This window comes from Brachyspira pilosicoli, from assembly GCF_008016535.1.
Taxonomy (GTDB): Bacteria; Spirochaetota; Brachyspiria; order Brachyspirales; family Brachyspiraceae; genus Brachyspira; species Brachyspira pilosicoli_A.
The window spans coordinates 1-17,524 of sequence record NZ_SAXY01000071.1 but is presented as its reverse complement, the minus strand read 5'-3'; the positions used below and the strand labels follow the sequence as shown (position 1 = coordinate 17,524).

The window sequence follows — 17,524 nt, the reverse complement described above, 5'->3', positions numbered from 1 at the left end:
TATTGTTTAAAATATATAAAAGTGATAAAAAGCATAGTTTCCAAAGAAAGTTTTCTTGGTCTGCCATTATTAAAACCTTTATATACTTTTCTTAATTCTTCTAAAAGAAATAAATATGTTTTTTTAAGCCAATCACACTTTGACAATCAATCATTTTTATAAAATCCTTTTTTACGAATATATTAACATAATTCTTACTTCTTTGAAACTATAAATTGATTTGTCAAGTACTTTTGAAACAAGTCTAATAGTTTCTTTGGGTAAAGACGGTTCTGTGCTTGTAACAAAAGATGAAGCTTATCTTGGAAATGCTCCTGATGGAAAATTGATAAGCTCTGTTGGGGCAGGGGATTCTATGGTAGCAGGTATAGTTTACGGCATAAGCAATAATTTAAGTATAGTTGATTCTTATAAATATGCCATAGCAAGCGGAAGTTCTACTGCATGTTCTGAAATGTTAACTACATTTGAAAATATGAAAAAATTTCTAGAAAAAGTAGAAATAAAAAAAATTAATTAAAATATAAATGGAGGGTTAAAAAATGCTTAAAGATGTTATAACTTTAGATTGTATTAATATCGACCTAAAGGGACAAACAAAATCAGAAATTATAGATGAAATGATAGATATTCTCTATAATAACGGCAAATTAAATGACAAAGAAGAGTATAAAAAAGAAATCCTCAAAAGAGAAGCACAAAGCTCAACAGGTATGGAAGAAGGAATAGCAATACCTCATGGTAAAACTAATGCAGTAAAGATTCCTACAGTTGCAATAGGTATTTCAAAAAAAGGTGTTGATTATGAATCATTAGACGGTAAGCCCTCACATTTATTTTTTATGATAGCAGCACCAGCAAATTCTAATAATTCTCATATTGAACTATTATCAAAAATAACAACACTTCTTCTTGAAGATGATATAAGAGAGGCACTTCTTAATGTAAAAAGCAAAGAGGAAGTATTAGATATATTAATAAAGAATGCTGAAAAAGATAATGAAAACTCTTCATTAAATCAAGAAACTAACAATAGCAATTCATATCAAGTATTAGCAGTAACAGCATGCCCTACAGGAATAGCACATACTTATATGGCTGCTGATGCTTTGCTTAAAAAAGGTAAAGAACTTGGCATCACTATAAAAGTAGAAACTAACGGTTCAAGCGGTGTAAAAAATGAACTTACAAAAGAAGAGATAAAAAATGCAAAAGGAATAATAGTGGCAGCTGATAAAAATGTTGCTATGGAGAGATTTGATGGAAAGAATGTTGATATAGTAGGAGTAAAAGAGGCGATAAAAGACCCTGAAAGATTAATAAATAATGCCATAAATCAAACAGCTCCTATATATCATAGCAGTGAAGACAGTGGTCAAACTTCAAATAAATTTGCTAAAAAGCCAAAAACAGGAGTATATAAACATCTAATGTCAGGGGTATCAAATATGCTTCCATTTGTTGTAGGCGGTGGTATATTGATAGCATTTTCATTTATGTTTGGTATTAATGCAAGCAACCCTAATGACCCTTCATATAATTATTTTGCTAAGCTTTTAAATGATATAGGAGGAGGAAATGCATTCTTCTTAATGGTTCCTGTAATGGCATCATTTATTGGTATGAGTATTGCTGACAGACCGGGGTTTGCTCCTGCTATGGTTGGCGGATTAATTTCTTTAAATAGCGGCGGCGGATTTTTGGGCGGTTTGATAGGCGGATTTTTAGGCGGATATATCACTCTTTTATTAAAAAAAATATTTAATAAATTACCTGAAAGTTTAGACGGAATTAAACCTGTTTTATTATATCCTTTATTTGGCATATTTATTACAGGTGCTATAATGTATTTATTTATAGTTAATCCAATAGCTGCAATTAATACAGGAATATCAAATTTCTTAAAAAACTTAGGAACAGGAAACTTGATATTATTAGGAGCTTTGCTTGGTGCTATGATGTCTACTGATATGGGAGGCCCTATAAACAAGGCTGCTTTCACATTTGGTATAGCAATGATAGCTTCTGGTCAATATGCTCCTCATGCTGCAGTTATGGCTGGAGGTATGGTTCCGCCTTTAGGTATAGCATTAGCTACTACAATATTTAAAAATAAATTCTCTGCTGATGAAAGAGATGCTGGAAAAACTTGTTATGTTATGGGGCTTTCATTTATTACAGAAGGAGCTATACCTTTTGCCGCATCAGACCCTATAAGAGTTATTCCTTCTTGTATGATTGGTGCTGCAATTTCTGGAGCTTTATCTATGGCTTTTCATATAGAATTAAGAGCTCCTCACGGCGGTATATTTGTTTTGCCTATAGTAAATAATCCTGTAATGTATTTGCTTGCTATAGTGATAGGTTCTGTAGTTACAGCAGTTCTTCTTGGATTTATTAAAAAGACTGTTAATGATTAATAATTAAATAAATAATATATAAAAAGAAGTATAGTATTATTTTTTACTATACTTCTTTTTTTAAACTTAATTTCTAATTTGCTTTTTTAGCTCACTCTATCAGTTTTCATTTTATATACTTTGTCAGCTATATTGAGCGTAGAGAGTCTATGCGATACCAAAACAACAGTTCTATCTTTGCTATTATCTTTTACAGATTTTAATATAACTGCTTCGTTCAAACTGTCAAGATTGCTTGTAGGCTCATCAAGAAGTATAAAACTTGCTTTGTGTAAGAAACTTCTAGCTATGCCAATTCGTTGTTTTTCTCCGCCTGATAAAGTGTCCCCAAGCTCCCCTACATTAGTATCATACCCATTTGAAAGGCTCATTATAAAGTCATGCAATGATGCTTTTTTGCATGCTTCAATAACTTCTTCTCTTGTAGCATTTTTATCTGCTATTTTTATATTGTTTTCTATAGTGTCTTTAAATATTGAAGTCTCTTGCGTTACATAGCTTTCAATATCTCTTAAACTATCGGTGTTAATATCTTTTATGTTAGTGCTAGATATTTTTAGGCTTCCTTTTTTTATGTCCCAAAAACGCATAAAAAGTTTAAGCAGTGTAGATTTTCCGCTTCCGCTCTTTCCGCTTATGCCTATTATCTTATTAGGCTCTATCTCTAAATTGTAATCGTTTAATATCTCTTCGCCTTCATAATCAAAACATACATTTTCGCATTCAAGCCCATTAAACTCTATATCTTTCTCTCCGTCATAAACTTCTTCTACAATAGGTTTTTCTGCAAGTAAATTAAGTACCCTCTCACCACTTGCTAATGTCATAAATAAATTATTTGATAAATTACTCAATGCTATCACAGGTCCGAAAGAACTTGCCGTTGCTATAGTAGGTATTAATATGTTAGAGAAATTTTTGTCTTTTGATATTAATACACTCACAACAAGAATAGCTAATGTAAATAGTGACACTGCTGAAGTAGTAAGTCCTGATATTATGCCTTCATATTTTTTTAGTTTTTTATTTAAATCCATTAACTCATCAGTTTTATTTTCTATTATTTGTATTCTCTTTTCGCCGTAGCCAAATTGAAGTATCTCTTTTATACCCCATAAACTGTCAAGAAAGTAGCTATTTAATTTACCAAAATTATTTCTGTATTCCATTCCGTCATTTTTTCCAAACTTTGATGAAAAATAAGGAATTATAAAACCTATAGTAAAATATCCAAGTAAAGCAATAGCACCTAACACAATATTAAAGCTTCCTATAAATATTGTCATTATTATTGAAGTTAATACGCCTATAGCTATAGGTGAAATTGTATGGGCATAAAACACTTCAAGAAGTTCAATGTCGCTTGTGATGAGTGCTATTAGATTTCCTTTATCTCTTCCTTCAAGTTTTGCAGGAGATAATTTTCTTAGAGCCTTAAAAACTTTATCTCTAATCAATGCAAGCAATTTAAAAGCTATAAAGTGATTGCTTAGCTGTTCAACATAGTGAAGCAATCCTCTTAAAGCTGCAAGCACAAAAACAGTAATGAATATTGTTTTTATTGTAAAGAAATTATTTAAACCCAAAAAAGTTAATATGGCATATCCGCCTAATATTGTTATAGATATAGCACACAAGAATCCCAAGACTCCTGTAGTTATTGCCAATATCATAACATGCATAAGCGGAGCAATTAGTCCGATTAATTGTGCCATAATTTTAATACCGCTTCTTCGCATCGTGTAAACTCCAATTTATTGTTTTTATTAAGTAATTTGTTAATTGTTTTTATTGTTCTTTTTCCCGCCTTCGCACCCACAGGCACTTCCTTCGGTCGCTGTGCGGACTTCGTCAAAGAACCAAAAAGTGCAAATTATATTAAATTATATTAGCTATATTTTGTATAATATGAGTTTTTAATATATGTAAATATCAACCTCTTAACATATAGTCTTTTTGCTTCTTTGGGTCACCAAAAGAAGTGGGGTGCGGGGCAAAGCCCTGCAAATATTTAAAAAACTGATTTTAAGAAAAAATAAGATTTTTAGTATATAAATATTATATAGCTATGCTTAAACTCTCTCCTTTTGTTATGCTCTCTAAATTTGTTTGCTCATTAAATATTCTCGCATACTCTCCATTTATACTCATCAATTCATTATGCGTGCCTTCTTCCTCTATAACGCCGTCTTTTAAAAAATATATCCTATCTGAAGGTATGCAGTTATAAAGCCTATGAGATATTAATATAACTGTCTTCTCTCTAGCAATATCTCTTATAATCTCCATAATGCTCTCCTCACTTTCAACATCAACATTAGAAGTAGCCTCATCAAATATATATATATCAGCATTAAAAAGTATAGCCCTCGCTAATGCTAATCTCTGTTTTTGTCCTCCCGATAGGTTGGAAGCTTTCTCCATTATCTTTGTATTAAGTCCGTCTTCAGTTTGTAGAAAATCATAAAGCTCCACTTTTTTTAATGCTTCATTCATCTTTCTTTCTGTGATAGTGCTTCCTGCCATTTTTAAATTGTCATATACAGTGCCTTCAAATAAATAACTGTTATGATCAACTACCACTATTTTTTTATATAAATCATCTTTGTCTATTGTAGATAGTTCAATATCACCTATTTTTATAGAGCCTTTATAATTTTCATTTTTTAAAGATATTAGCCCTGCAATTGTGCTTTTTCCAGAACCAGAAACTCCCACTATAGAAACAAATGATTTTTCTTTAATATTGAGATTTATATTTTTTAATATGGTTTTATCTTCGTTGTATGCAAAACTTACATTGTTAAAACTAATTTCTTCATTGTCTTTATTTATTTTGTTTACTCTGTTTTTGTCTTCAGGCATATCTAGTATTTCAAACATCTTATCGCTTGCAGATATTCCATTCATAGCTATGTGGAAAAATGAACCCAAAAGCCTTAAAGGAATAAAGAACTCTGCAGAAAGCATTATTATAGTGAATGTACCTGCAAGGTTAATATTTCCTTTCATATATTCAAGTATAGATACTATTACACCCAAAGCAGCTCCGCCATATGCAATTATGTCCATTATAGTTGTGGAGTTTAATTGCATAAATAATAAATTCATTGTAGCAATTCTAAATTTTTCTGCTTCAATATTCATCTCTTCATTTTTCTTTTCATCAGCCTTATATATTTTTAAAGTGGTAAGCCCCTGAACATCCTCTAAAAATATCTCTCCCAAATCACTATAGCTTCCCCAATATTTTTTTAATATCTTTTTAGCAATTTTTACTATAGCAATAATTGATAAAGGTATAAGAGGTACACATATTAAAAGTATAAAAGCAGATTTTACACTTATAGCAGAAAGCACGCAAAAAAGAACAATAGGAGCTATCATACTATAAAAAAATTGCGGCAAATAACGTCCAAAATAAGTTTCTAATTGATCAACTCCTTCCATAGATATTTGAATTATTTCGCTTGTTGAAAATTTTTCTTTGTATCTGCTTCCAAGTGTGAGAAGTTTTAAGTACATTTTTTCTCTTAAAGTTTGTTTCACCCTCCCAGAAGCATGATACGACATATTTGCTATTAAAATATTAAATCTAAATCTTAAAACTATTATAACAAAAATAGCAATGCATAATGTTATAATATCTTCTTTGGTTATATTTTTTTGATATGCTTTTTGTATAATATCTGCCATAAAAAATATTGCAGCTATATTGAGAGCTAAATTTGCAAGCTGTATTATTACATGCCAAGCTATATATTTTTTAGCTTCTCCCATCAAAGCTATAAGCCTTTTATTTATCATAAACTTTCCTTTATATATTTAAATTATTATTAATAAATGCTTCTTTTTATTATTTCTTTTATACCAGAACTGTCATAATCTTCTCTACTCATAGCACTTATTATAAATGACAATATTATATCTATAAATTTTTCAGCACTAAAACTTTCATTGAATGCATCTTTTCTCACATTTTCATCATTCATAAGATTTTTATATAACCCCTCTCTAATATGTGTTTTTATATTGTTCATCATACCAATAGCTTTAGTTTTATTTTTTCCAAATAGTATAGTAGAATGCATCAAGAAAAAATTTGGATATTCTTTATTTCCTTTTTCAATACTCTCAAAAATTGTATCTATCACTTCTATAAAACTATCCGATTGTATACAAATATTTGAAGGGTGAAATATATCAAGCCATATGCTTCCTATTATAGCTATAGTTAAATCTTCTTTTGAATTAAAATAATTGTATATAGAACCAATAGCTATATTACAGCTTTCTGCTATTGTTCTTATATTGATTGAATTAAAACCTTTCCTTTTTATAAGTTCTCTGCTTATATTAAGTATTTGTTCTTTTGAAGTTATATTTTTATTCATAATATTTACTTCCTTAAAATAGTATGTATAACTAATTATTAAAAAATATAGTATCTCACCCCTATACTTATTCTTCCAAAACCAACCATATTTAATTTTTTTGGATAACCAAGTTTTGCTCCATTATAAACATCATGAAGCCCGCCTCCAAACTCTAAAACCATTCCTACATGTCTGCTTACATTTACATTAAAACCAGCTCCCCCCCAACTTCCCAGCAAAAAGGCTCTGCAAATAAAAATTTATGACTAGTATTAGCATTAAATGATATGAACCCAAAACTTGCAAAAGCAAATGCATACCTAGCTATACTTACTTCTCCTGTATACACATCTTTGCTTCCAAAAGTAATTTTTTGCATCAAACCTAATTGATACATGTCAGGATTATCATCATATATCTTTGAGCCTACTATAGAAGTATAACTTTTCATCTCAAAATTATTATACTTAAATAGTTTAAAACCAAACTCTATATTAACGCTTGTTTTTATTGTGTCAGCACTGCTGTATAAGCCTATAGAAAAAAATCTATTATCAATTCCAGATAAAACTCTATTTTTTTTATCTTCCTCCTCTGTATAAGCAATATCAAAAAAACTTAAAGTTAAAATATTTATTATAGCAATATATCTATACACTTTCATAATACAACCTGTTTTCTATTCATCAAATTCAATATTTGTGTTTTCTTTATATTCTTTTATAGTCTTTATACATACAAAAAAATAAAAATATTTTATTGTAAGTAATATAATTAACGCAATTCTTGCATGCAGATTATTTACAAATATAAAAGCAATTATGAGCATAATAGTTACAGGTATAATTATACTAAGTTTAGATTTTAATGTCATAGCTTTTGATTTAACAAAGCTCTCTAAATGTTTTTTATAAAGTTTTGTTGATATAAACCAATTATGAAACTTTTGATAGCCTTTGGCAAAGAAAAAAGCAGCAAGCAAAAGAAACGGTGCAGTTGGAAGTATTGGCACTGCTACTCCTATTATTCCAAGCCCCATAAACAAAAAAGCTAAAACTATATATAATATTCTCATAACAAATAAAGTATTCCTAATAACTCATAGTGAACAATGTTCATTATAAACCAATAACAATTTTTAGTCAATAAAAAATATGAACTTTATAGGGTTTTTTCATAATTTAAATTTCTGTCCATTGCATATTCTAATAAATAGCCATTTTCGTATATACCTTTACTCATTTTTATGTATTTAATATAGTTTTCATTATCTTCCATTTTGAAATAATACTGAGATAACCAAACATAAGCTAAATACTTCTGATATTTTTCTTTAGCATTCATTAGTGCCTTGTTAAAATATTGAAAAGCCTTTTTGTTGCTTCCACCAGCTATTGCAGGTGCATGCATATATCCTACTCCTGTACCTAGAAGAGCAAAAAAGTTTTTATCATCTTTCTCTAATATATTTTTATAAATATCTTTGCTCTTTGAACCGAAAGAAATTTTCTCTGGAACATTGCAGTAATACATTATATAATTCATTAACTCTGATACACTGATTAAATAATCAATATCATCAGACTTTTCATAATCCTCATTTTTATTAATTGCCTCTTTCAAATAATTATATTTTTCTTTTTCATCTTTTATTGTTTTGGATTGTATCAAGGAATATAAGTTTTTATATGTTTGAGAGGAATTATCTTCTATATTTTTTATATCGTAGTCTGAAGAATAATAACTATTATAAAAATCATTAATTTCTTCAGAATTATATGAATATATTGATGAGCAGAATATTACTAAAAATAAAATTATATATTTCATAGATTACAGCTCCTATTTATCAGTATGACTGAACAATGTTCATTTTACCTTAAAATATATTTTTGTCAATTAAAAATTTTATAGACTAAATATAATTATTACTTTATAATATAAGAAAAAAATAAAGGTTTTGTATAATGAGAATATTAATTATAGGCTCCGGCGGAAGGGAACATGCTATAGCATTTAGTTTATTAAAGAATGAAAAAGTAGAGAAGATATATTGTTCGGATGGGAATGCGGGCACTTTTTATGAAAACAAATGCGAGAATATAAAATTAAATGGAATTGAAGAGTTTGTTAGTTTTGCAAAAGAGAAAAGTATTAATTTAACTATAGTAGGAAGCGAAGAGCTTCTTGTTGCTGGCATAGTAGATATATTTGAAAAGAACAATTTAAAAATATTTGGACCTAATAAAAAAGGAGCTATGCTTGAAGGCTCTAAGGCTTATGCTAAAGAGTTTATGAAAAAATACGGCATTAAAACAGCTCAGTACAAAACATTTAATGATTATAATAAAGCAAAAGAATATTTAAATACTGTTAACTATCCTCTTGTTATAAAGGCGAGCGGACTTGCTTTGGGTAAGGGTGTAATTATATGTAAAGACATAAACGAAGCTAATAATGCTTTAGAAGATATGATGATAAAAAAAGTATTTGGAGAAGCAGGAAGCGAAATAGTAATAGAAGAGTTTTTAGAAGGCTATGAGGCTTCTATTTTATCTATCACAGACGGAAACACTATAATACCTTTTATCTCTGCAAAAGACCATAAAAAAGCATTGGATAATGATGAAGGATTAAATACAGGAGGAATGGGGGTAATATCACCAAACCCATATTATACAAAAGAGGCAGAAGCTTTATTTATAAAAGATATACTAAATCCTACTCTTGAAGGAATGAAAAAAGAGAATATAAGTTTTGCGGGTATAATATTTTTTGGACTTATGATTACAAAAAAAGGCGTATATTTGCTTGAGTATAATGTAAGAATGGGTGACCCTGAAACACAGGCTGTACTTATGCTAATGGAGAGTGATTATTTATCTTTAATAGAAAGTGCCATGGATAAAAAATTAAAAGATGTAGAAATAAAATGGAAAGATAAGCATGCTTGCTGTGTAGTTATGGTTTCTGGAGGTTATCCTTCTAGCTATAATAAAGGCTATAAAATTACTGGCATAAATAATATAAACGGCAAATGTTTTATTGCTGGTGCTAAACTCGATGAAAATAAAGATATTATTACAAGCGGCGGAAGGGTTTTGAATGTTGTCAATATTGCAGGCAGATTAGATGAAGCAAGAAAACTTACATATAACGATATTGAAAAGATAGATTTTAAAGACAAATATTTTAGAAAGGATATTGGTTTAATTAAGCAGTAAAATTATATACTCAATAAAAAATTTTGTATATGAATGCTTGTTTAATAATTTATGCTATTTAATACAGGCATTTTTTATATATATTTTTTTGAATTTCTAAGTTTAAATTATTATGTATTTATTTAAATTTTATATGGCAAAAACTATTAAAAATAATAATATATTAATAATAAAGTTCTTCAAATTAAAACATTTTATAATTACAAATTTTACATTAATTCTAATATAATACCATCAGGATCTCTAAAATATAAAGCTTTACTCCTACCAAATCCATAATTTTCAAAGTCAAAATATTGAGGCTCTGATAAACATTCTACATTGTTTTTTATTAGATGTTTATACATTTCATCTATATTTTCAACTCTAAAACAAATCTCAGAAATAGATATTTTGTTTAACTCTGAAATATTTTTTTTAGCTTCTTCATTTATAAACTGTAAAAGTTCTATTGGTGGAGCTATTATATTATCGCTTCCGTTAAGATATGCTATTTTTACTTTTACTCCATTCATATTAAATAATAAATCTGTTTCCTTACCTTCCATAATAGCCTCACCTTTAAAAGTTAGTTCTAATATATCTTTATAAAAGTGTATAGATTTTTCCATATTGCTTACTGTTATTCCTATATGCATTACTTCTCTAATCATTAATAATACTCCTTTTGTATATTTTATAAATAATAAAAAATATAACAAATTTATTTATATATTCCATAATCTAAATTTTAAAATATGCAATATTGACAATAATCAATTTTTTTGTAGTATATTACAATATAATAAATTATAAGGATAAAAAGATAAATAAAAAAAGATTAGACAATAAAGTAAAGTTTAAAGATTATGACGCCTATATTTCCATTTGCGGTGCAGAGGATAAGAATCTTCAAGTTTTAGAAAATAAATTTAATGTTTCAATATATCCAAAGGGAAATGAATTAACCATAGAGGGTAATTATTCAAATATAGAAGATACTCTAAAGGTAATATATATACTTAAAGACATGTATATTTCTAATACCGAAATTTCTTTAGAAAAAGTTATTAATATATCAGACAATGTATTTAAAGAGCGGGAGAGTTCTTTAATTAATATGCGTATAAAGCTGCCATATCTTGGAAGAAACATAGAAATGAAAACTATATCTCAAGGCGAATATTTAGAGAAGATGATGTTTAATGATATAGTTTTTTCTACAGGTGCTGCAGGTACTGGTAAAACATTTTTATCTGTTGCCTATGGTATAAGTTTGCTTGCAGAAAATAAAATAGAACGTATGATAATAACAAGACCTGTTGTTGAGGCGGGGGAGAGTTTAGGATATTTGCCGGGTGATTTTAAAGAGAAGATTTCACCGTATATGAGACCTGTATACGATGCCTTGTATAGTCTTTTGTCTAGTGATATAATATTAAGATACACAGAAGAGAATAAAATAGAAGTAGCTCCTTTAGCTTATATGAGGGGAAGAACTCTAAGCAGGGCTTTTATAATACTAGATGAGGCACAAAACACTACAGTTGCTCAGATGAAAATGTTTTTAAGTAGAATAGGTGAAAAGTCTAAAGCTGTTATTACAGGAGATATTACTCAAAGCGATTTGCCTAAAAATGTAAAATCTGGTTTGGAGCATTCTATTAAAATATTAAAAAATATAGAAGGCATAGCTTTTCATCATTTTGATAAAAAAGATGTAATAAGACATAGGTTAGTTTCTAAAATATTAGAGGCCTATGATAATGCCGATAATATAAATGTGTAAAAATTATACGGATAAAAATTATTATGAACACGAATAAAAAAATTATTAAATCTATAATTAATAAAACTCTTAATATGGAGAGAGTATTTCAATTATTAATAGCATTAATTTTGTATGTGGTAACATTATTATTTGTTTTTCCAAACTATATGCAAAAAATTACAATACCAGCAATAGGCGAAACTGTAAAAGAACCATTGATTGCTAAAAGTAATATAAAATATAAAAATATAGAAGAAACTCAGAGATTAATAGAATATTTACAAGCTAATGTAAGACCTATATTTGAAATGCCTGAAAATATACAAAAAGAATCATTATCAAAAGTGAGCAATATGTTTAACTTTATTAAAAGTTTTGATACTAATAATATTTCTTTTAATATTTCTTTTGATGAAATGTATGATGCTGTTATATCTAAATATGATTTAAATATTAATAAAACTATTTTCTCTAATGCTATTGTTAATAAAGATAATATTGGATATGAAGCAAAGATTGTAGAGACTCTTAAGAGTTTATTTGATATTGGTATAATATCTAAAAGAAATTTAACACCCGAAACTTTAAGATTAATATTAAATAATGGTATATTTATTTATAAGTATAATGATTATGTTGTTGAAGAGAGAATAGCTGCAAAAAACAGAATATTCTTCTTAGAAAATTTAAGAAATGAAATTAGCTCTATTGTGGGCAATAGATATAATGATTTAAATGTGTTTCATATCAATACTATATCTTCTATAATCAATGTTTTTTTAGTAGATAATTTAATTTATAACTCTGAAAGAACTCAAGAGGAAATAAATAAGATTCCATTATCTGTAGAGCCTATATATACAACAATAAAGGCAGGTTTTCCTATTTTGGAAGAGGGAGAAATGGTTACAGAGGATAAAGTAAAGCTTTTAAAATATATTTTAGATAATAGCACTTTCCTTGAATACAATATAAAAATATTAGTAGGACAGGCTTTATTTATATTGATGTTATTTAGTTTTGTAGGATACATTATATTTAAATATAATATAGACTTTTATACTAACTTTAAGAATTTTATTTTATTTGCACTAGAGTATTTGCTTATTATGTCTATAGTATACTTTGTTAGTAATTATGTATCAAACAGATTTATAAATATACCTTTTTACATATACGCTTTTATACCAATGTTTTCTATGCTAAATACTTTACTTGGTGCAAGAAGGGGTATTTCATCTATTGTAACTGTATGTATTACTCTTTTAGCGGCAAATATGGTGCAGGCTGATGTATATGAGTTTTTCTCGCTTTTTGTAATATCTATGATAACTTCTGTTTCTACAAAGAAAATTAATAACAGAAATGGAGTTTTATGGTTAGGCATTCAAATAGGTGTATGTTTAAGTATAGTATCATTAATTAATGTATTTATTAAAGATGATTTTGATTTTAACCATATGATTTTTGTATTTGCTTTTGCAAGCGGTTTAATACAGGCAATACTCGTTATGATTATTCTTCCTATTTGTGAGTATTTGCTCGAAACTGCTACTATATTTAGACTTCAGGAATTGGCAGATTTAAACAATCCTCTTTTAAGACAGCTTCAAATTAATGCACCGGGTACTTATCACCATTCTATTAATATGGCTAATTTGGTAGAAACTATAGCTGATGAGATTGGAGAAGATGGAAGATTAGCCTGCGTATCTGCATACTATCATGATATAGGTAAAATAGAAAACCCATTATATTTTATAGAAAATACAAATAAAGATGATAATAGACATAATAAATTAAAGCCTACTTTATCTGCTGCCATAGTAAAATCGCATGTTCGTTTTGGCGTGGAGATAGCAAAAAAATATAGGCTTCCAAAAGAGATAATAGCAGCTATAAAAGAACATCATGGCACTAGCTTAATAAAATATTTCTATGCCGATGCTCTAAAAGAAGACCCTGATATAGATGTAAGTTTATTTAGTTATGGAGGACCAAAGCCTCAATCTAAGATTACTGCTATTTTAATGATATTAGACTCAATAGAAGCAGCAAGCAGAACAATAGATACTCCTACTAGAGAAAAATTAGCTTCACTCATAGACAGTATAGTAAAAAGCAAAATGACAGAAGGCGAATTAAATGACAGCGGACTTACATTGCAAGATATTGAAACTATTAAGAGAATAAGCTTACAAAAGATTTTGATTTCATTGCATGAGAGAATAAAATATCCTGAGCTTCCAAAAGATATAGGCAAAGATAATAAAGATAATAATAAAAACGAAAAAAATGAAAAGTTAGAAAGTACTGAAAAAAATACTAAAGCAACAGATGTTAAAAAAGTTTTCAAAACCAAAGAAAGACTTATTAAAAATGTAAACACTAAAAAAGATGCTGTTAATAATAAAGATAAAATAAAGAAATAATATGAATAAGGTTAATGTTTTTAACAATACTGATTATGATATTAATCTAAATATTTATAGATATTTTTTGAGTCATGCTGTAAAAGTTGCTAATATTGATGGGGAAGTAAATTTAGTTTTTTCTAATGATGATTATATAAGAGGTTTAAACAAACAATTTAGAAATAAAGATAAAGCAACCGATGTATTAACTTTTCCTATGGGAGAAGCTAATGAAGGAGGCGACATTGTTATTTCTTATGAGTGGGTTTTAGATAGATATAATAAAGATAAAATAAAAATGACTGTTATAAAATTAATAGTTCATTCTATACTTCATTTACAGGGTATACATCATAATTATACAGAAAAATCTCTTAAAAAAAATTATAAAAGAATGAGAGAATTATATAAAAAAATAATTGAACATATGAAAGGGAATTATAATAATGCCAATAAAAAAGATATTAAAAAAAATAGTTAAAAAAAATAAAGATAATTATAATGATAAAAGTCATTATATTAATTTGAGTTTATTAACAGAGGAAGAAAGAGAGATTGTTATAAATACTGTTGAACTGAAAAACAAGAATGTAAAAGATATAATGATACCTAGAGTTGATGTAAATATACTTCATATAGATACAAGCTATGAGAAAGTTATTAAAGCTTTTAATAGGGATAGAAACTCTAGAATACCTATTTATAAAGATGGTATAGATGATATTGTAGGTGTGCTTTATGTTAAGGATTTAGTAGATATAGATGAAAAAACTTTTAATCTAAAAAAGATAATACACAAGGCTTTTTTTGTACCTATATCTATTTCGCTTATGGAGCTTTTGAAGAATTTTAGAACTAAACAGATTCATATTGCTATGGTTGTTGATGAGTATGGCGGATTTTCAGGCATTGTTACTATGGAAGATGTACTTGAGGAGATTGTGGGAGATATTAGAGATGAGTTTGATGAAGATGATGATGAGGAAGTAAAGAGTAATGATGATGGAAGTTTTTTAGTTGATGCTAGAATGAGAATAGAAGAGATTAATAAATATGGAATACTTCCAGATATACCAGATGATGATGCTGATACTGTGGGGGGATTTTTATTTTCTTATCTTGGAAGACTTCCAAAGAGAAATGAGGCTATTAAATATAATGGTTATTCTTTTACTGTTGTTGGAAAGAGCGGAAATATTGTTACAAAGATTAGAATAGAAAAACTAAATAAAAATAGAGAAGAGGCAGAAGAAGAAAATAAAGAAGATGAAGAAATAATAGAAAATGATGATATATAAAACAACATTTTTTAATAAATAAAAAACTATAACAAGAATATAGTATTATATAATTATTTAGATTTATTCTTTAGGTATCGCTGTTGGATATTCTCCGTTAAAGCAGCCTATACAATAGTTAGTGCCGCCTAAGGCTTTAAACATATCTTCTATGGATAAATATTCTAAACTATCAGCATTAATTTCTTTTCGAATCTCCTCTACAGATAGTTTTGCTCCTATAAGTTCTTTTTTGGAAGATATATCAACACCATAGTAGCAAGGATTTTTTATAACAGGTGAAGCAGACCTAAAATGAACTTCTTTAGCACCAGCTTTTCTCACTATATCAATAAGTATTTTGCTTGTAGTTCCTCTTACAAGTGAATCATCTATTAATATAACTTTTTTACCGTCTATTAGATGCTTTAGAGGATTGAATTTTAATTTAACAGTTTCTTCTCTGCTTGACTGCTCAGGCATAATAAAAGTTCTTCCAATATATCTGTTTTTAACCAAACCAATGCTATAAGGAATACCGCTTTCTTTTGCAAATCCTAATGCAGCAATAGTTCCAGAGTCTTGCACCCCTATTACAATATCAGCATCTACTGTATTTTTTTTGGCAAGTAAAACACCTGTTTGAAATCTCACATTATATACATTAATACCATCTATATTGCTTTCAGGTCTTGCAAAATATATATGCTCAAATGCACAAGGATAATTTTTTAATTGAGTATTTTTGTATTTTATAGATTGAACGCCATTATCATCTATAATAACCATTTCGCCTGCTTCTATATCGCGTACAAATTTAGCCCCAACAGCATCTAAAGCACAAGATTCAGAAGCAAAAAAATAACCTCCATTAGAATTAGTACCTAATGATAGAGGACGTATTCCATGCGGATCTCTAATTCCAATTAATTTACCATCTACTACTATAACTAAAGCAAAAGCTCCTTCAATTAAATTGATAGTTTCTTTTATACCGTCTATAAAATCATTCACAGTTTTTCTTGCTATTAATTTAATTATAACCTCGCTGTCGGATGTAGCATTAAATGTAGCTCCTTCCTGTTCCAACCTTTCTCTTAATTGATTAGCATTAGTGAGGTTTCCATTATGTGCTATAGCTATTTGACCTAATCTAAATAAGTTTTCAAGAGGCTGAGCATTTTCTATTCTGCTCTCTCCTGTAGTAGAATATCTTACATGCCCTATAGCAATATTGCCTTCTGTTTCTTTAGGGATATTTGCAGAAAATAAATCTGAAACAAGCCCCATGGATTTATAAGTAAATAAATGTTTATAATTAGACACTGTTATTCCAGCACTTTCTTGTCCTCTATGCTGTAATGCGTATAATGCATAGTTAAGTGTTTTTAATATGTCTTTTTTTATTTCTTTTGAGTATATACCAAATACTCCGCATTCTTCTTTAGGTTTGTCGCATTTAAAAATTTTGTTCATATATTAATTCAACCAAGTTTTATTTTTTGATTTGTATATATTATAATTAATTAATGTTTTACACAATAGACTTATTAAAGATTTTGTGTTTAGGAGTATGAGATATTGGACATTTTTTAGTATAAAAAAAGCAGTATCCTTGTTATAATATTTTGAACATAAAACAAATAAAAAGGATGCTACTATGAAAAGAGATTATAGCACAGAATTTAAATTATTTATAGTGGATGAAGCATTAGAAACTAAAAATATTAAAAGATTTCTAAAGATAGAAGAAATACCCAAATCTACTTTTTATGCTTGGCTTAAAAAATATAAAGACACTGGAACTGTCGCTAATTTTAGTACTAAGCCAAAAACTTCTCCAAATATCTTTAATAATCAAAAAGCTATTAATTTAATTATTGAACTCTATACTAAAGAATATCGAGGTAAGCATTATATTAAAGCATATTTAAATCGTGAAGGCATTAAGATAGGGGTTACAGCTATAGAGAATGTACTAAAAAGAAATAATCTTTGGAGATATAAAACAAAAAAGAAAAAGAAGCGATATGATAAGCGTAAATTTGTCTCTAAAATACAAA

14 protein-coding genes and 2 pseudogenes are annotated in these 17,524 nt (G+C 28.0%); 8 read left to right on the top strand and 8 right to left on the bottom strand.

The genetic code is table 11. The features are described from left to right. Positions 1-241: 241 nt before the first annotated feature. A pseudogene (locus EPJ72_RS11580) lies at positions 242-520 on the top strand (PfkB family carbohydrate kinase); the annotation flags it as partial. Between the two features lie 22 nt (positions 521-542). Beyond that, entirely contained in the window at positions 543-2,420 is a 1,878-nt protein-coding gene (locus EPJ72_RS11575) for a PTS fructose transporter subunit IIABC (RefSeq protein ID WP_147732292.1), read from the top strand. An 86-nt stretch (positions 2,421-2,506) separates the two neighbouring features. Here EPJ72_RS11575 and EPJ72_RS11570 read toward each other — a convergent pair whose 3' ends face one another. The 6 genes and pseudogenes from EPJ72_RS11570 to EPJ72_RS11545 all read right to left on the bottom strand — a co-directional run bounded on the left by EPJ72_RS11570 (position 2,507) and on the right by EPJ72_RS11545 (position 8,626). Beyond that, positions 2,507-4,159, bottom strand: coding sequence for an amino acid ABC transporter ATP-binding/permease protein (locus EPJ72_RS11570; RefSeq protein WP_147732291.1), 1,653 nt, complete (start codon positions 4,157-4,159; stop codon positions 2,507-2,509). A 319-nt stretch (positions 4,160-4,478) separates the two neighbouring features. Further along, positions 4,479-6,227: an ABC transporter ATP-binding protein/permease gene (locus EPJ72_RS11565; protein WP_147732290.1), complete on the bottom strand. Its 1,749-nt coding sequence runs from the start codon at positions 6,225-6,227 to the stop codon at positions 4,479-4,481. A 29-nt stretch (positions 6,228-6,256) separates the two neighbouring features. Beyond that, on the bottom strand, positions 6,257-6,814 hold the full coding sequence (locus EPJ72_RS11560) for a TetR/AcrR family transcriptional regulator (protein WP_147732289.1): 558 nt from the start codon (positions 6,812-6,814) through the stop codon (positions 6,257-6,259). A gap of 38 nt (positions 6,815-6,852) precedes the next feature. Continuing rightward, positions 6,853-7,460: pseudogene (locus EPJ72_RS11555) on the bottom strand (hypothetical protein). Between the two features lie 15 nt (positions 7,461-7,475). Next, the gene (locus EPJ72_RS11550; protein WP_147732288.1) at positions 7,476-7,871 is read right to left on the bottom strand and encodes a YbaN family protein; all 396 of its coding nucleotides are present in this window, start codon (positions 7,869-7,871) and stop codon (positions 7,476-7,478) included. Positions 7,872-7,957: 86 nt separating this feature from the next. Continuing rightward, entirely contained in the window at positions 7,958-8,626 is a 669-nt protein-coding gene (locus EPJ72_RS11545; RefSeq protein ID WP_147732287.1) for a hypothetical protein, read from the bottom strand. Positions 8,627-8,763: 137 nt separating this feature from the next. On the opposite strand from EPJ72_RS11545, the gene purD reads away from it, so the two are divergent. Then, the gene (gene purD / locus EPJ72_RS11540; RefSeq protein ID WP_147732286.1) at positions 8,764-10,020 is read left to right on the top strand and encodes a phosphoribosylamine--glycine ligase; all 1,257 of its coding nucleotides are present in this window, start codon (positions 8,764-8,766) and stop codon (positions 10,018-10,020) included. 209 nt (positions 10,021-10,229) lie between these two features. Here purD and EPJ72_RS11535 read toward each other — a convergent pair whose 3' ends face one another. Then, a complete protein-coding gene (locus EPJ72_RS11535) occupies positions 10,230-10,673 on the bottom strand; it encodes a VOC family protein (RefSeq protein ID WP_147732285.1) in 444 nt (147 codons plus the stop codon). Between the two features lie 92 nt (positions 10,674-10,765). On the opposite strand from EPJ72_RS11535, the gene EPJ72_RS11530 reads away from it, so the two are divergent. Genes EPJ72_RS11530 through tlyC form a run of 4 tightly spaced genes read left to right on the top strand, consistent with a single transcriptional unit; the run spans position 10,766 to position 15,482 of the window. Continuing rightward, on the top strand, positions 10,766-11,788 hold the full coding sequence (locus EPJ72_RS11530) for a PhoH family protein (RefSeq protein ID WP_242005011.1): 1,023 nt from the start codon (positions 10,766-10,768) through the stop codon (positions 11,786-11,788). Between the two features lie 23 nt (positions 11,789-11,811). Further along, complete coding sequence (locus tag EPJ72_RS11525) at positions 11,812-14,202, top strand: HD family phosphohydrolase (RefSeq protein WP_147732284.1); 2,391 nt, start codon at positions 11,812-11,814, stop codon at positions 14,200-14,202. Between the two features lies 1 nt (position 14,203). Further along, positions 14,204-14,665 carry an rRNA maturation RNase YbeY gene (ybeY, locus tag EPJ72_RS11520; protein ID WP_147732283.1) on the top strand — a complete coding sequence of 154 codons (462 nt, stop codon included), beginning with the start codon at positions 14,204-14,206 and terminating at the stop codon, positions 14,663-14,665. Further along, a complete protein-coding gene (tlyC, locus tag EPJ72_RS11515; RefSeq protein ID WP_147732282.1) occupies positions 14,631-15,482 on the top strand; it encodes a hemolysin C in 852 nt (283 codons plus the stop codon). The genes ybeY and tlyC overlap by 35 nt, the downstream gene beginning before the upstream one ends. A gap of 63 nt (positions 15,483-15,545) precedes the next feature. On the opposite strand, the gene purF is transcribed toward tlyC, so the two are convergent. Next, positions 15,546-16,937 carry an amidophosphoribosyltransferase gene (purF, locus tag EPJ72_RS11510; protein ID WP_147732281.1) on the bottom strand — a complete coding sequence of 464 codons (1,392 nt, stop codon included), beginning with the start codon at positions 16,935-16,937 and terminating at the stop codon, positions 15,546-15,548. A 184-nt stretch (positions 16,938-17,121) separates the two neighbouring features. Between purF and EPJ72_RS11505 the strand changes: the two genes are divergently transcribed. After that, positions 17,122-17,524 (top strand): transposase (locus EPJ72_RS11505; RefSeq protein WP_147731182.1); only part of this gene is annotated, 403 nt, incomplete at its 3' end.

Bases quoted from the DNA above. Each gene is read 5' to 3' on its own strand.
- EPJ72_RS11545 (WP_147732287.1), bottom strand. From the start codon at position 8,626: ATGAAATATATAATTTTATTTTTAGTAATATTCTGCTCATCAATATAT.
- tlyC (WP_147732282.1), top strand. From the start codon at position 14,631: ATGCCAATAAAAAAGATATTAAAAAAAATAGTTAAAAAAAATAAAGAT.
- EPJ72_RS11575 (WP_147732292.1), top strand. From the start codon at position 543: ATGCTTAAAGATGTTATAACTTTAGATTGTATTAATATCGACCTAAAG.
- purF (WP_147732281.1), bottom strand. From the start codon at position 16,937: ATGAACAAAATTTTTAAATGCGACAAACCTAAAGAAGAATGCGGAGTA.
- EPJ72_RS11550 (WP_147732288.1), bottom strand. From the start codon at position 7,871: ATGAGAATATTATATATAGTTTTAGCTTTTTTGTTTATGGGGCTTGGA.
- EPJ72_RS11560 (WP_147732289.1), bottom strand. From the start codon at position 6,814: ATGAATAAAAATATAACTTCAAAAGAACAAATACTTAATATAAGCAGA.
- purD (WP_147732286.1), top strand. From the start codon at position 8,764: ATGAGAATATTAATTATAGGCTCCGGCGGAAGGGAACATGCTATAGCA.
- EPJ72_RS11525 (WP_147732284.1), top strand. From the start codon at position 11,812: ATGAACACGAATAAAAAAATTATTAAATCTATAATTAATAAAACTCTT.
- EPJ72_RS11565 (WP_147732290.1), bottom strand. From the start codon at position 6,227: ATGATAAATAAAAGGCTTATAGCTTTGATGGGAGAAGCTAAAAAATAT.
- EPJ72_RS11570 (WP_147732291.1), bottom strand. From the start codon at position 4,159: ATGCGAAGAAGCGGTATTAAAATTATGGCACAATTAATCGGACTAATT.
- ybeY (WP_147732283.1), top strand. From the start codon at position 14,204: ATGAATAAGGTTAATGTTTTTAACAATACTGATTATGATATTAATCTA.
- EPJ72_RS11535 (WP_147732285.1), bottom strand. From the start codon at position 10,673: ATGATTAGAGAAGTAATGCATATAGGAATAACAGTAAGCAATATGGAA.